General features: G+C 60.8%; 14 protein-coding genes and 1 pseudogene. 12 read left to right on the forward strand and 3 right to left on the reverse strand.

The genetic code is table 11. The features are described from left to right. Positions 1-84 precede the first annotated feature (84 nt). The 6 genes from tkt (at position 85) to fba (ending at position 6,303) form a co-directional block, all read left to right on the forward strand. Positions 85-2,082, forward strand: a complete 1,998-nt coding sequence (gene tkt / locus PSTU_RS0104345; protein ID WP_019339820.1) for a transketolase — start codon at positions 85-87, stop codon at positions 2,080-2,082. A gap of 90 nt (positions 2,083-2,172) precedes the next feature. Next, positions 2,173-3,213, forward strand: a complete 1,041-nt coding sequence (gene epd / locus PSTU_RS0104350) for an erythrose-4-phosphate dehydrogenase (RefSeq protein WP_019339821.1) — start codon at positions 2,173-2,175, stop codon at positions 3,211-3,213. Between the two features lie 49 nt (positions 3,214-3,262). Continuing rightward, complete coding sequence (locus PSTU_RS0104355; RefSeq protein WP_019339822.1) at positions 3,263-4,423, forward strand: phosphoglycerate kinase; 1,161 nt, start codon at positions 3,263-3,265, stop codon at positions 4,421-4,423. A gap of 102 nt (positions 4,424-4,525) precedes the next feature. Beyond that, a complete protein-coding gene (locus PSTU_RS0104360) occupies positions 4,526-4,720 on the forward strand; it encodes a hypothetical protein (protein ID WP_019339823.1) in 195 nt (64 codons plus the stop codon). A 17-nt stretch (positions 4,721-4,737) separates the two neighbouring features. Beyond that, on the forward strand, positions 4,738-5,070 hold the full coding sequence (locus PSTU_RS0104365) for an MliC family protein (RefSeq protein ID WP_019339824.1): 333 nt from the start codon (positions 4,738-4,740) through the stop codon (positions 5,068-5,070). Positions 5,071-5,238: 168 nt separating this feature from the next. Further along, entirely contained in the window at positions 5,239-6,303 is a 1,065-nt protein-coding gene (gene fba, locus PSTU_RS0104370) for a class II fructose-bisphosphate aldolase (RefSeq protein ID WP_019339825.1), read from the forward strand. 72 nt (positions 6,304-6,375) lie between these two features. Here the strand turns inward: fba and PSTU_RS0104375 are convergent, their stop codons facing one another. Next, positions 6,376-6,753: a response regulator gene (locus PSTU_RS0104375; protein ID WP_019339826.1), complete on the reverse strand. Its 378-nt coding sequence runs from the start codon at positions 6,751-6,753 to the stop codon at positions 6,376-6,378. A 217-nt stretch (positions 6,754-6,970) separates the two neighbouring features. On the opposite strand from PSTU_RS0104375, the gene PSTU_RS0104380 reads away from it, so the two are divergent. The 5 genes from PSTU_RS0104380 (at position 6,971) to PSTU_RS0104400 (ending at position 9,530) form a co-directional block, all read left to right on the forward strand. Then, positions 6,971-7,591: a class I SAM-dependent methyltransferase gene (locus PSTU_RS0104380; RefSeq protein ID WP_019339827.1), complete on the forward strand. Its 621-nt coding sequence runs from the start codon at positions 6,971-6,973 to the stop codon at positions 7,589-7,591. A 201-nt stretch (positions 7,592-7,792) separates the two neighbouring features. Beyond that, on the forward strand, positions 7,793-8,071 hold the full coding sequence (locus tag PSTU_RS0104385; protein ID WP_019339828.1) for a DUF3509 domain-containing protein: 279 nt from the start codon (positions 7,793-7,795) through the stop codon (positions 8,069-8,071). Positions 8,072-8,183: 112 nt separating this feature from the next. Beyond that, on the forward strand, positions 8,184-8,657 hold the full coding sequence (locus PSTU_RS0104390) for a hemerythrin domain-containing protein (RefSeq protein WP_019339829.1): 474 nt from the start codon (positions 8,184-8,186) through the stop codon (positions 8,655-8,657). 302 nt (positions 8,658-8,959) lie between these two features. Continuing rightward, positions 8,960-9,265, forward strand: a complete 306-nt coding sequence (locus tag PSTU_RS0104395; protein ID WP_019339830.1) for a hypothetical protein — start codon at positions 8,960-8,962, stop codon at positions 9,263-9,265. Positions 9,266-9,341: 76 nt separating this feature from the next. Then, a complete protein-coding gene (locus tag PSTU_RS0104400; protein ID WP_019339831.1) occupies positions 9,342-9,530 on the forward strand; it encodes a hypothetical protein in 189 nt (62 codons plus the stop codon). Here the strand turns inward: PSTU_RS0104400 and PSTU_RS0104405 are convergent, their stop codons facing one another. Beyond that, positions 9,531-10,712: an NAD(P)/FAD-dependent oxidoreductase gene (locus PSTU_RS0104405; RefSeq protein WP_019339832.1), complete on the reverse strand. Its 1,182-nt coding sequence runs from the start codon at positions 10,710-10,712 to the stop codon at positions 9,531-9,533. 129 nt (positions 10,713-10,841) lie between these two features. Between PSTU_RS0104405 and PSTU_RS20445 the strand changes: the two are divergent. Then, positions 10,842-11,414: pseudogene (locus tag PSTU_RS20445) on the forward strand (substrate-binding periplasmic protein); the annotation flags it as partial. On the opposite strand, the gene yccS reads toward PSTU_RS20445, so the two are convergent. Then, entirely contained in the window at positions 11,405-13,591 is a 2,187-nt protein-coding gene (gene yccS / locus PSTU_RS0104415) for a YccS family putative transporter (RefSeq protein ID WP_019339834.1), read from the reverse strand. The pseudogene PSTU_RS20445 and the gene yccS sit on opposite strands and share 10 nt — an antisense overlap. Positions 13,592-13,754 lie beyond the last annotated feature (163 nt).

The following is a 13,754-nucleotide window of genomic DNA, read 5'->3' on the forward strand; positions in this document are numbered from 1 at the left end:
TTGCCCCGCCCGCCCCGGTAGGGGAAAATGGCCGCCTTTTTCCGCCCCCTTCGTTTCAGAAGCTATCCCGCAGGAGATTCAGCGATGTCCAGCCGTCGTGAGCGAGCCAATGCCATCCGCGCCCTCAGCATGGATGCCGTGCAGAAAGCCAACAGCGGCCACCCGGGTGCCCCCATGGGCATGGCGGACATCGCTGAAGTGCTCTGGCGCGACCACTTGAAGCACAGCCCGACCAACCCGCAGTGGGCCGACCGCGACCGCTTCGTGCTGTCCAACGGCCACGGCTCGATGCTGATCTACTCGCTGCTGCACCTGACCGGCTATGACCTGTCCATCGATGATTTGAAGAACTTCCGCCAGTTGCACAGCAAGACGCCTGGCCATCCCGAATTGGGCTATACCCCTGGCGTCGAGACCACGACTGGTCCGCTGGGTCAGGGCATCGCCAACGCCGTGGGCTTCGCCCTGGCGGAAAAAATCATGGCCGCGCAGTTCAATCGTCCCGGCCACGACATCGTCGACCACAACACCTATGTATTCATGGGTGACGGCTGCCTGATGGAAGGCATTTCCCATGAAGTCTGTTCGCTGGCCGGCACGCTTGGGCTGAACAAGCTGATCGCTTTTTACGATGACAACGGCATCTCCATCGACGGCGAAGTGCACGGCTGGTTCACTGACGACACCCCGCGCCGCTTCGAGTCCTACGGTTGGCAGGTGATCCGCAACGTCAACGGCCATGACGCCGACGAGATCCAGATCGCCCTGGAAACCGCGCGCAAGAGCGACCGCCCGACCCTGATTTGCTGCAAGACCATCATTGGTTTCGGCTCGCCGAACAAGCAGGGCAAGGAAGAATCCCATGGCGCTGCGCTCGGCGATGCCGAGATCGCCCTGACCCGCGAGGCGCTGGGCTGGAAACACGGTCCGTTTGAGATTCCCGCCGAGATCTATGCCGAGTGGGACGCCAAGCAGAAGGGCGCCGACGCGGAGAATGAATGGAACAAGCGCTTCGCCGCTTATGAAACTGAATTCCCTGCGCTGGCATCCGAGTTCAAGCGCCGTATGGCGGGCGAGCTGCCAGCCGACTTCGCCGAGAAGGCGTCCGAGTTCATCCGTGAAGTCGCTACCAAGGGCGAAACCATCGCCAGCCGCAAGGCCAGCCAGAATTGCCTGAATGCCTTCGGCCCGCTGTTACCAGAGTTGCTTGGCGGATCGGCTGACCTCGCCGGCTCCAACCTGACCCTGTGGAAAGGCTGCAAGCCGGTGGTCGCCGAAGATGCTTCGGGCAACTACATGTATTACGGCGTGCGCGAATTCGGCATGAGCGCCATAATGAACGGCGTCGCCCTGCACGGCGGCCTGATTCCGTACGGCGCGACCTTCCTGATGTTCATGGAATACGCCCGTAACGCGGTGCGCATGTCCGCACTGATGAAGCAGCGCGTGCTCTATGTCTTCACCCATGATTCCATCGGGCTTGGCGAGGATGGCCCGACGCATCAGCCGATCGAGCAATTGACCAGCCTGCGCACTACGCCGAACCTGGACACCTGGCGTCCGGCTGACACGGTTGAATCCGCGGTGGCCTGGAAGCACGCCGTCGAGCGCAAGGACGGCCCGAGCGCGCTGATCTTCTCGCGCCAGAACCTGCCGTACCACATCCGCGACAACGAAACCGAAGCTGCCATCAGCAAGGGTGGGTACATCCTCAAGAACTGCGTTGGCGAGCCTGAGCTGATCCTCATCGCCACCGGTTCGGAAGTCGGCCTGGCCGTGCAGGCCTACGACAAACTGACTGAGCAGGGACGCAACGTGCGTGTCGTCTCGATGCCGTGCACCAGCGTCTTCGACGCCCAGGATGCCTCGTGGAAGCAGCACGTGCTGCCGGTCGAAGTCGGCGCGCGTATCGCCATCGAGGCGGCCCACGCAGACTACTGGTACAAGTACGTTGGTCTCGACGGTCGCATCATCGGCATGACCACTTACGGCGAGTCGGCCCCGGCTGGTCAGCTGTTCGAGGAGTTTGGCTTCACCGTCGACAACATTCTCGCGGTCGCCGAAGAGTTGCTGGAAGACTAACGAGTCGCTGCATGCCTCAAGCTTCAAGCTGCAAGCCGGGTCGCCCGCGTTTCTCTTGCAGTTTGAGGCTTGAAGCCTGGAGCTCCGCTTATGCTCAACCGACCCTACCGCATCGCGCTCAACGGCTACGGCCGTATTGGCCGTTGCGTGTTGCGTGCCTTCTACGAGCGCAACGCAGCGTTCGATTTCGAGATCGTCGCGCTCAACGATCTCGCTGATATGGCGAGCCTTGAGTACCTCACCCGTTTCGACTCGACCCATGGCCGCTTCCCTGGCGAAGTGACCGTGGACGGCGATTGCCTGCACCTGAACGGCGATTGCGTGAAGGTGCTGCGCGAGCCGACGCCGGAAGCGGTGGACTGGCGCGGCATGGACGTCGACCTGGTGCTCGAGTGTTCCGGCGCCTACAACACGCGTGCCGGTGGGGAACGCTTTCTCGCCGCGGGCGTTCCTCGGGTATTGTTTTCCCAACCCATGAGCGGGGCCGCTGACGTCGATGCGACGGTGGTCATGGGCATCAACCATGAGCAACTGACCGGAGCCGAGCGGCTGGTCTCCAACGCGTCCTGCACGACCAACTGTGGTGTGCCGCTGCTCAAGCTGCTCAACGATGCCATCGGACTCGATTACGTTTCGATCACCACGATTCACTCGGCGATGAACGATCAGCCGGTCATCGACGCCTATCACCATGACGACCTGCGCCGCACCCGCTCTGCGTTTCAATCAGTGATTCCGGTGTCCACCGGGCTTGCGAAAGGCATTGAACGACTGTTGCCGGAACTCTCGGGGCGGATTCAGGCCAAAGCGGTGCGTGTACCGACGGTGAACGTCTCTTGCCTGGATATCACCGTGCAGACGTCCCGCGATACCGATGCCCAGACGATCAACCGGATTCTGCGCAAGGCCGCTGAGTCCGGGCCGCTACATGGCCTGCTTGCCTACACCGAGCTGCCCCATGCCAGTTGTGATTTCAACCACGACCCGCATTCGGCAATCGTCGATGGCAGCCTGACGCGGGCGTCCGGGCCGCGGTTGGTGAACCTGCTGGCCTGGTTCGACAACGAATGGGGGTTCGCCAACCGCATGCTCGACGTGGCCGACCACTATTTGCAGGTTGCCCACCGCTGACCCTGCACCGCTTTAAGACATCGCCGTTCTTGAACTTAAGGAAGATCACATGACCGTTTTGAAGATGACCGACCTCGACCTCCAGGGTAAGCGCGTGCTGATCCGCGAGGACCTCAACGTGCCGGTCAAGGATGGCGCAGTGAGAAGCGACGCGCGCATCCAGGCCTCGCTGCCGACCATCAAGCTGGCGCTGGAGAAGGGTGCTGCGGTGCTGGTTTGCTCGCACCTGGGTCGTCCCGAAGAGGGCGTATACAGCGAGGAAGACAGCCTCAAGCCGGTTGCCGACTACCTGAGCAAGGCGCTCGGCCGCGAAGTGCCGCTGGTCAAGGATTACCTCGATGGCGTTCAGGTGCAGGCCGGTGAGCTGGTGCTGCTGGAAAACGTGCGCTTCAACAAGGGCGAGAAGAAGAACAGCGACGAGCTGGCGCAGAAGTACGCCGCGCTCTGTGATGTCTTCGTCATGGATGCCTTTGGTACTGCCCACCGCGCCCAGGGCTCGACTCACGGCGTGGCCAAGTTCGCCAAGGTCGCCTGTGCAGGCCCGCTGCTCGCTGCAGAACTGGATGCGCTGGGCAAGGCGTTGAAGACTCCGGCTCAGCCGATGGCGGCCATCGTGGCCGGTTCCAAGGTGTCGACCAAGCTGGACGTACTCAACAGCTTGAGTCAGGTCTGCAACCAACTGATTGTCGGCGGTGGCATCGCCAATACCTTTCTCGCGGCGGCTGGCTTCCCGGTAGGCAAGTCGCTGTATGAAGCCGATCTGGTCGACACCGCCAGGGCCATCGCGGCCAAGGTCAGCGTGCCGCTGCCGGTCGACGTGGTGGTCGCCAAGGCCTTCGCCGAAGATGCCGAAGCTACCGTCAAGGCGGTGGGCGATGTTGCCGATGACGACATGATTCTGGATATCGGCCCGCAGACTGCGGCCAACTTCGCCGAACTGCTGAAGTCCTCGAAAACCATTCTCTGGAACGGCCCGGTCGGCGTGTTCGAGTTTGATCAGTTCGGTAACGGCACCAAGGTGCTGGCTCAGGCCATCGCGCAAAGCCCTGCGTTCTCCATCGCGGGCGGCGGTGACACCCTCGCGGCGATCGACAAGTACGGTGTCGCTGAACAGATTTCCTACATCTCTACCGGCGGCGGTGCCTTCCTCGAGTTCGTCGAGGGCAAGGCTCTGCCCGCTGTCGAGGTGCTGGAGCAGCGCGCAAAGTAGAACGGCTGATGGCCTTTTGTCGTTACAAACGTAACGGCAAAAGGCAACCCCTGCGGCGGGTTGCGGTCTCTGTTCTGTCCAGACAAGGAATGGAGACTCACCATGCGTTTTTTCGCACTAGCTGTTTGCTGTCTTGGCCTGGCCGGTTGCGCCGGGGGCCCGCCGGACTCGCTCTGTGAAGTGATCGACCCGCCACCGGCACAGAGCCCGACCGCGCAGAACGATCAGCGTATCGAGATGCAGAGCACGGGTGACCCGACCGTAGGAACCGCTGCAGATATGCAGGATTGTCCCTGAACCAGCTTGGAGGACCGATGAAAGGCCTGCTCATTTCGATCGCTGCGTTACTGCTTGGCGGGTGCGGGCACTGGCAATCCGGCCCGGATGCGCCCTTCGTGGGCTGGAAATGCCAAAGTGCGCAAAATATCGCCTGGCGCTACGCGGATGAAAGCCACCAGACGGTGGAGCTTAAAATCGGAAGCAGCGAAGAGGTCCATAGGTTGCGCAAGGAACCCGTGACCCGCGGCGCTTTCTATAGCGATGGCGTTGTGGCCTTCCATGACAAGGGGACTGGTGCGCTGGTCTATCGACTGGCTGATGACAAGCTGCTCGCCCATGGCTGCAACGCGTCGCTGATCAATATTTGATCGAAAGACCGGCGATTTTCCCTGCTTTAAGGCCTTTTTACCGGGTCTGATGGCTTTTGAGCCGTCCACCACTACAATGCCGCGCCATACCGCGCGGTGCTTGAACACCGTCAGCCCTTGCGGCAGGCTTTACACGATTAATCGACCCTAACCGGGAGAAAGGAAAACATGGCACTCATCAGCATGCGCCAGATGCTCGACCACGCTGCCGAATTCGACTACGGCGTGCCGGCCTTCAACGTAAACAACCTCGAGCAGATGCGAGCCATCATGGAAGCGGCCGACAAGACCGACTCCCCGGTGATCGTCCAGGCTTCGGCCGGTGCTCGCAAATACGCCGGCGCACCGTTTCTGCGCCACCTGATTCTCGCAGCGGTGGAAGAATTCCCGCATATCCCGGTGGTCATGCACCAGGACCACGGCACCAGCCCTGACATCTGCCAGCGCTCGATCCAGCTGGGCTTCAGCTCGGTGATGATGGACGGCTCGCTGCGTGAAGACGGCAAGACACCGTCCGACTACGAATACAACGTCCGCGTCACTCAGCAAACCGTCGCCTTTGCCCACGCCTGCGGTGTATCGGTGGAAGGCGAGCTGGGTTGCCTGGGCTCTCTGGAAACCGGTATGGCCGGTGAAGAAGACGGCGTCGGCGCCGAAGGCACCCTGGATCACAGCCAACTGCTGACCGATCCCGAAGAGGCTGCGGACTTCGTCGCCAAAACCAAGGTCGACGCCCTGGCCATCGCCATCGGCACCAGCCACGGCGCCTACAAGTTCACCAAGCCGCCAACCGGCGACACCCTGTCGATCCAGCGCATCAAGGAGATTCACCAGCGCATCCCGGACACCCATCTGGTGATGCACGGCTCCTCCTCGGTCCCGCAGGAGTGGCTCAAAATCATCAATGAGTACGGTGGTGACATCAAGGAAACCTACGGCGTGCCGGTCGAGGAGATTGTCGAAGGCATCAAGTACGGCGTGCGCAAGGTCAACATCGATACGGACCTGCGGCTGGCCTCTACCGGTGCGATCCGCGAGTTCATGGCGAAGAACCCCAGCGAATTCGACCCTCGCAAGTACCTGGCAAAGACCGTGACCGCGATGCGCGATATCTGCATTGCGCGTTACGAAGCGTTCGGTACGGCTGGCAATGGCTCGAAGATCAAGCCGATTTCCCTGGAAGGCATGTTCGAGCGCTATGCGCGCGGCGAGCTCGACCCGAAGGTCAACTGAGTCGATGCGTTGAATAACGAGCCCGCCCAGTGCGGGCTCGTTGCGTTAAGGAGAAACGCGAAGCTACTGCGGTCAGGCTAGCAGCTGCTGAATTTGACTGCGCAAGGTGTCTAGCGAGAACGGTTTGGCCAGAATCGGCGCGGACCGCGCGATTTCACTACCGGATTCATGGATTTCGATGGGGTAGCCGCTGATAAAGATGACCTTGAGTTCGGGGCGCAGCTTCAATGCTGGCTCAGCGATCATCACCCCGGAAACACCGCCAGCAAGACGGTAATCGGTCACCAATAAATCGAGTTGCGGCATAGTCGCCAGGATCTCGAAAGCCCGTGGTGCATCGGCTGCCTCCAATACCTTATAGCCTTCGCCAGCGAGGTAATCAGACAGCAGGGAAAGGATGTGAGGTTCGTCTTCGACGAGTAGAACGACTTTATCGGGTGCTTGGCTCATCGGAGCAATTCTCGATGTGTTTCATGAAACATAGTGCGGCGCTGAGGCATTGATCCACGCGGATCAGCGTTGGAGCCAGCGCTTTCCAGCAAGTTCAGCGATGTGCGGCCATCCGTCAACTGCTTGCTGTGCTTTTACGCGATTTCCGCGGTTTCACATGCGTTGGCAATCGATAATCGTGCCGTTAGGCTCGCCTCTTCATCACCGGAACTCGCTCATGCCTGAAGAAAATCATCGTGCCATTTCAGAACTGACGTTGGACGATTACCGTACCAACGCTGAAGCGTTTCGTGAGGGTACTCGGGACCACGATGTCAGCCAGAACATCGACGCCTTGCTTCGACATATTCAGGGCGAGCCGCCGCTGCGTATTCTCGATTTCGGCTGTGGCCCTGGCCGGGATCTCAAGGCGTTCACCGCGCGCGGGCACATTGCGGTCGGCCTAGATGGTGCAGAGCCGTTCGTCGAAATGGCGCGTGCCGAAACCGACTGTGAGGTGGTGCACCAGAACTTCCTGGAGCTGGATCTGCCAAGCGAGTCGTTCGATGGCATCTTTGCCAATGCCGTGCTGTTTCATCTGCCCAGTCGCGAGATCGCCAGCGTCTTGTCGAAGCTGCACGCGGCGCTTCGTCCCGCAGGGGTGCTGTTCTGCTCCAATCCACGTGGCGACAATCAGGAAGGTTGGAGTGGCGCGCGCTACGGCAGCTGGTATGACTGGCCGACGTGGCGACGTTTGCTGCAGTCAGTCGGGTTCATCGAACTGGAGCATTACTATCGCCCCTCGGGGCTACCGCGCGAGCAACAACCGTGGCTTGCAAGCGTCTGGCGCAAGGCTTGAGCGCTCGACAGCGAACTTCGTTTTTTGTTCGTCAGCAACGCAGAATGCATGCCGTAAGCGTAACTGTCATGCGTTTTGCATGCGTACAAAACGCTATTATGTGACGCAAGTCGCTGAAATTATGCGGATTTTTATGGTTGCCCGGTTGGCATGAACGATGCTCTAGCTACGTACGCTGGAACATAACCGGAGTACACAATAATGATTGCCGCTGAAAAAGTTCTCTCTGCCGCGTTTCCCGAATTCGAAGTCATCACCGCACCTCGTCCGGACGGCGGGCTTCTGCTAACGCTTCGTAACGATGATCGTGAGGTCATCAAGCGGGCCCTGTCCAAAGGACAGACCCAGACGAATATCCAGCTTGAGTGGGTCATCAGTTCGGTCCGCCGTGACCTGGCGCTGGAAGCGGGAATGTCGCCCGCTATCGCCCGGCTGCAGAGCCAGAGCCGCACCGGACTGCCCACTTACGATTACGCCTGAGTCAAACGGCAGGTCTGCACCGCTGTAGAGCTGCCGTTTTCAGCTGCGCCCCCGTGCTGACGATCAGGCCGAAGAGCCTAATGCAGCACAAACCTGATAGAGGAACTCCCCCATGAACGCCATCGACCTGTTGATCGACGATCACGAGAAAGTCAAAGACATCCTGACGCGCCTCACCGACACCACCGAGCGCGCGGTCAAAACCCGTACCGAACTGCTGCAAAAGCTGGAAATGGAAGTATCCATCCATACCCAACTGGAAGAGCAGATTCTCTATCCGGCCTTCAAGGAAGCAGGCGGCAAGGAGGAAAAGTCCATGTATCACGAGGCCAAGGAAGAGCATCGCACGGTCGATTCACTGGTATTGCCAGACCTCAAAGCGACTGACCCCTCGACGCTTGAGTTTTCCGGACGTGCAAAGGTCTGCAAGGAATTGCTCGAACACCACATCGAGGAAGAGGAATCCGAGATGTTTCCGGCGGCGCGTGAGCTGTTCAGCGAAGACAAGCTGAACGAGATGGGGCAGCAGATGGAAGCGCTGAAGAGCCGTCTGAAAAAGGAATTCGCTGCCAAACAGGCCGCCTGATCGAATGGTGCCGGGGCGCAATGCCCCGGTGTAGTCGGTCGGCCCAAAGCAGCAGCTCCGCTCCGCCCCGCTGATCTGCATTAGCTTTTACTGCCAGACTTAATGGTGCTATTGCCTGGTGCGCTTAGCTGCCCGTCGTTGATCAACATATACGCACGCAGTACTCGCAACCGCCGGGCGGACTGGGCATCCAGGCGTGGCACTCCAGACTGCCTGCAGGGTCAGTTTTCATAAGGATTGACTCATCGCCCGCAGGCTGCATGCGGGCAGGCTGTATGCGCGATAGACGCTTGGAGGTATTGATGCGATTGGCCTATTTATGTGCCCCTATCATCGGCTTGGTTCTGGTGGGTTGCGGCCAGGATGATGCTGATCGGGAGGTGGCGACGCCCGAGCCTGCAATCGAAAAGCCTGAGGCCCCTTTCACGGGCGCGCCGCCCTCCAACGACGGACAGGGTGCTGGCCCCGAAGCCGGTGCGCCGCTGGCTACCGGTGCGGAGGGCAACATGGACACAGCGCCAGCGGACAACGGCAGCGGGCTGGGCACAGCATCCGGCGCCGGTACCGCGCCCAACACCACACGCGGTGCGCCAGGCGCCGCTCAGTAAATGCCGGAACTAACCAGATGCACGTGTCGGTCTTCGTGATGCATTGGCGTAACGTACCGCACGGCAGGAGACTGAGATGACATCCAGACTGATCGCCATGACAGCGGCACTTCCACTGGCACTGACATTGGTCGGCTGCTCGCCAGACGAAGAACCTTCAGCGCTGCGCAACAACGAACGAAACCAGCAGGAGTACCAGAACACCGCAACCGACCCGGCTGGCCCGCGTGAACTCTCGCCGCCGTCCAACCTGGCCAACGAGTAGCTAGACGTACTGCGCCGCGGCATAGCCCGAGGCCCAGGCCCACTGGAAGTTGAAGCCGCCAAGGTGGCCGGTGACGTCCAGTACCTCGCCGACGAAATACAGCCCCGGCGACTTCTGCGATTCCATCGTCTTGGATGACACCTCCCTGGTATCCACGCCGCCGAGGGTCACCTCGGCGGTGCGATAGCCTTCGGTGCCCGCCGGCACCAGCCGCCAGCAGGCCAGCCGCTCGGCGATCTCGATCAGCTCGTTGGCTGAGTACTGTTTCAAGGGTTTAGAGACGAACCAGTGTTCCGCCAGGAGCCCTGCCATCTTGCGCGTGAACAGTTCGCCAAGCAGCGTTTTCAGTTCGGAGTTGGGACGCTCCTGGCGCTGTTCCTCCAGCCATTCGCTCAGGTTCAGATGCGGCAACAGGTTGATTTCGATCGCGTCGCCCGGCTCCCAGTACGAGGAGATCTGCAGGATCGCCGGGCCGGACAGGCCGCGATGAGTGAACAAGATGTTTTCGCGGAAGCTCTGGTCATTGCAGCTGACCAGGCAATCCTCGACTGAGGTGCCAGACAAGGCCTCGCACATCGACTTCAATTGCGGCTCGGTGATAGTGAAGGGGGCCAAACCTGCACGGGTCGGCAGTACCTTGTGGCCGAACTGCCGCGCCACTTGATAACCGAATCCGCTCGCGCCGAGTGTCGGAATCGACAAGCCGCCGGTGGCGATGACCAGTGACTGACAGGCTACCAGTCCCGCACCGGTCTGCAGCAGGTAGCCATCTTCCGTTTTGGCGATGTTTTGTACGGCCGTCTCGAGCCGCAGGTCGACGCCGGCCTGCTCACATTCTTTCAACAGCATGCCGAGGATGTCGCTTGCCTTGTTATCGCAGAACAACTGGCCCAGCTTTTTCTCGTGGTAGGGCACGCCGTGGCGGCTGACCATCTCGATGAAGTCCCACTGGGTATAGCGGGCGAGCGCGGATTTGCAGAAATGCGGGTTGCCGGACAGGAAATTGGCCGGCTCGGTGTAGAGATTGGTGAAATTGCAACGGCCACCGCCCGACATGAGGATCTTCTTGCCGGCCTTGTTGGCGTGGTCGATCAGCAGCACCCTACGGCCCCGCGCGGCGGCTGAGAATGCGCACATCAGCCCGGCGGCACCTGCGCCGATCACCACCACGTCCGTCTGCACTGCCAGCTACCTCGCCCGGAAAATGCGCGATGGTACTCCTGCCGCTCGTTGGCTGCAGCCTGGACTCCCGCCATCCGACGGGCCGGGCATCCCAAACGGCGCTGGTTGTGATTAGCTGAGGTCACCTACACTGAGGTGCCCTGGGAGCGGACTGTGCTGGGGTTACAGCAAGGTAGGTACGACATCATCAACGACTGGTTCACGGTCAGGCATGCGGACTACGCAACGTACAGCCGTCCCTTTCTGCAAAACCGGGTGCGTTGGGTGCAGCGGAAGGGTGACGGCATCCAATATGAGGGACGTGAAAGTCTGCGCACTTACGAAATCGTGCTGACCAATGGTTATGCCTATAGCGATGAGCTGGCAGACGACTCAACACTCAACAAAGGCTACGCCAATAACTTCGTACAGGCGGCACGAATGCTGCTGGCCGATCGCGCTGATCTGGCCCTTGAGGACGAGCGTACTGTGCTGTTTCACTTCAATAGTTCGCTCAAAGAGGTGAGTGATGGGCTGAGTTTCGTGCCGGGTGAATTCAGCATTCGCGATTTGTCGTTAGTGGTGCGTAATGACCATCCGCAGCAGGCTGCAATCATTGCGGCCTTCAACCGCGAGATCGAGGCGATGGTCGAGGACGGCACCTACGCGGCCATCTTCTCGCGCCATGGTCTGCCTTCGCCGAATTCGCTGCCTCAGCCTTGAGGCTGCGGATGTTGCCGCAACAGGTGCGCGGCCATGCTGCGTAGTGGCGCCAGCTGACGGCAGATCAGGCCCAGTTGGGTTTGCAGCAGCCGGTGGCTGTCGTCGATGTCCTCCGAAGCCTGCTCCAGCTGTTGCGCCAGCGCTTCTTCGGCCTCGCTGTAAACAGCGACCGGTTGGTTGTGTTGCAGCCCGTTGGCCAGTTCATCGAGGCTGCTCGCCAGTTGCTCTGCGGCGCTTTCCAGCATGTCGTCACGGGCATCGACCGGCAGGCTCTCGCGGTGCGCACCCAGGCCTGACAGATAGTTGAGCAACGTGTGCGAGAGGATCAGGAAGCGAAAGCCGGTTTCGGCGTCCTTGCGAAAGTGCCCGGGCTCCAGAAGCATGTTCGACAAGGTGGTGGAGAGCGCCGCGTCGGCGTTGTGCGCGTTGCGCCGCGCCAGTCGATAGGCCAGATCATCGCGCTTGCCGCTTTCGTACTGCGTCATGATCTGCCGCAGATAATCGGCACTGCGCGCGAGCGTATTGGCCACGACCTGATTCAGGCGCCGACCCTGCCAGTCCGGCAACACGAAGAATACGGCGACCGCCGCAATCAAGCTGCCCAGCAACGTATCGACCAGGCGCGGCCAGAACAGCCCGTAACCGTCACCCACCTGATTGAAACAGAACAGCACCAGCAGGGTGATCGCGGCGGTTGCCAGGGTGTAGCGGCTGCTGCGAGTGGCGAAGAACACGACGCCGGCGATCACCGCGAACAGCGCCTGTATCTGCTGGCTCGGAAACAGGTCGAACAGCGCCCAGCCAACCGCCAGGCCAAGCGCCGTGCCCGTCACGCGCTGGACCAGCTTGATCCGGGTGGCGCCGTAATTGGGTTGGCAGACGAATACAGTGGTCAGCAATACCCAGTAGCCCTGTTCGGGGTGAATCGTGTGAAGCACGGCATAGCCGCAGAGCAGCGCCAGGCTCATGCGCAGGGCGTGGCGAAACAGCAGCGAGGTGGGTGTCAGCTGCAAGCGGATACGGTTGAACGCATCACGCAATGACTGCGGCTGTCGGTCCAGCAGGCTGCTGTCCTGCTCGCCTTCCAGGGCGTCTGGATTGGTCGCCGTGGACAGCTGGCGCTGCATGGTCGCCAGATTGCCGGACAAGGCGCGCAATGAGCGCAACAGCCCACGCCATGCTGGGTTGCTCTGCAAGCGCAGGTGTTCGAGCGACGACTCCAAATCGGCCAGCGCCTGTGCATTGGCTTCGCTGTAGCGAAACGGCTGGCGCAGCTGAACGGCATTGGCGAGGTCCGCGCATGCCACGCCTTGCAAGCGCAGCAGCCTTCCGCAACGGAATAGCACGTCGCTATGGAAGAACGCCTCGGCCAGTTCCTGGTAAGGATAGTGCGAAGAACTGACGCGCTCATGCAGGTCCTGTGCAAGGAAATAGAGCTTGAGGTAGTGGCTGATCTTCACCCCGGGCCGACCATTGCCCAGGCGATGCAGAAGGGTTTCCTTGGTGGCGTTCAGCGCGCTTACCACTCGGCCATTCTGCTGCGCCAGTTGCAGGCGACGTTCTTCGACATCCAGCTGGCGCACTGGCTCGAAGAGCGCGGCCTTGAGTTTGTAGTACTGCCCCAGCTCACGGTACAGGCGGGCCAGGCTCTGCTGTACGGGTTGGTGCGCGAACAGCGCATTCCAGAGAACCGAAAGCAGGCCGTACCAGGTCGCGCCCGCCAACAGCAGCAGCGGATCGCGCCAGGGGTGCAGCGCTTCGCCGCCGCGCTGGTCGGCAGCGATCATGCCGTAGATCGATAGAATCAGCGTCGCCTGGGCGATGGTCGCGTAGCGCTCGCCCAGCGCGCCGAGCATCACCAGGCTGAACGCCGACGCGGCCATGCCGAGCGCGAATAACAGCGGATAGGGGAACAATAACTGCACTGAAGCCGCGGCGATGCTGAAGCACACCAGCGTGACCAGCAGCGCCGATAAGCGGCCTAGCCAGCTGTCGTCGGTTTCTGCCAAGGCGCTGGCAATGACGCCGAGGAACAAGGGGATCGCCATTGCGGGCTGTGCGAAATACCAGCTCAAACCCATGCTGCCGGCGAGTGCGATCAGTACGCGGAAGCTGTAGCCGAACTTGTCCAGCGCCCAGAGCTGGCGCAGGGAGTGGCTGAGCAAGGGTGAGCGCATATATGTGAGTCGGGCCTGGCTTCGATAAGAAGATTGGACGTCGGTCGTGCGCTGACGTCACGGCAATCGAAGCAAAGCTTATACCGTCCATCCGTCTCGCATCACCGGAACGAAACCGCACGGTCATCGTTTAGCCGTATTCGTCAGGCTTCATTCATGCCGC

Source organism: Stutzerimonas stutzeri SDM-LAC, assembly GCF_000235745.1.
In the GTDB taxonomy this organism is placed as follows: Bacteria; Pseudomonadota; Gammaproteobacteria; order Pseudomonadales; family Pseudomonadaceae; genus Stutzerimonas; species Stutzerimonas stutzeri_H.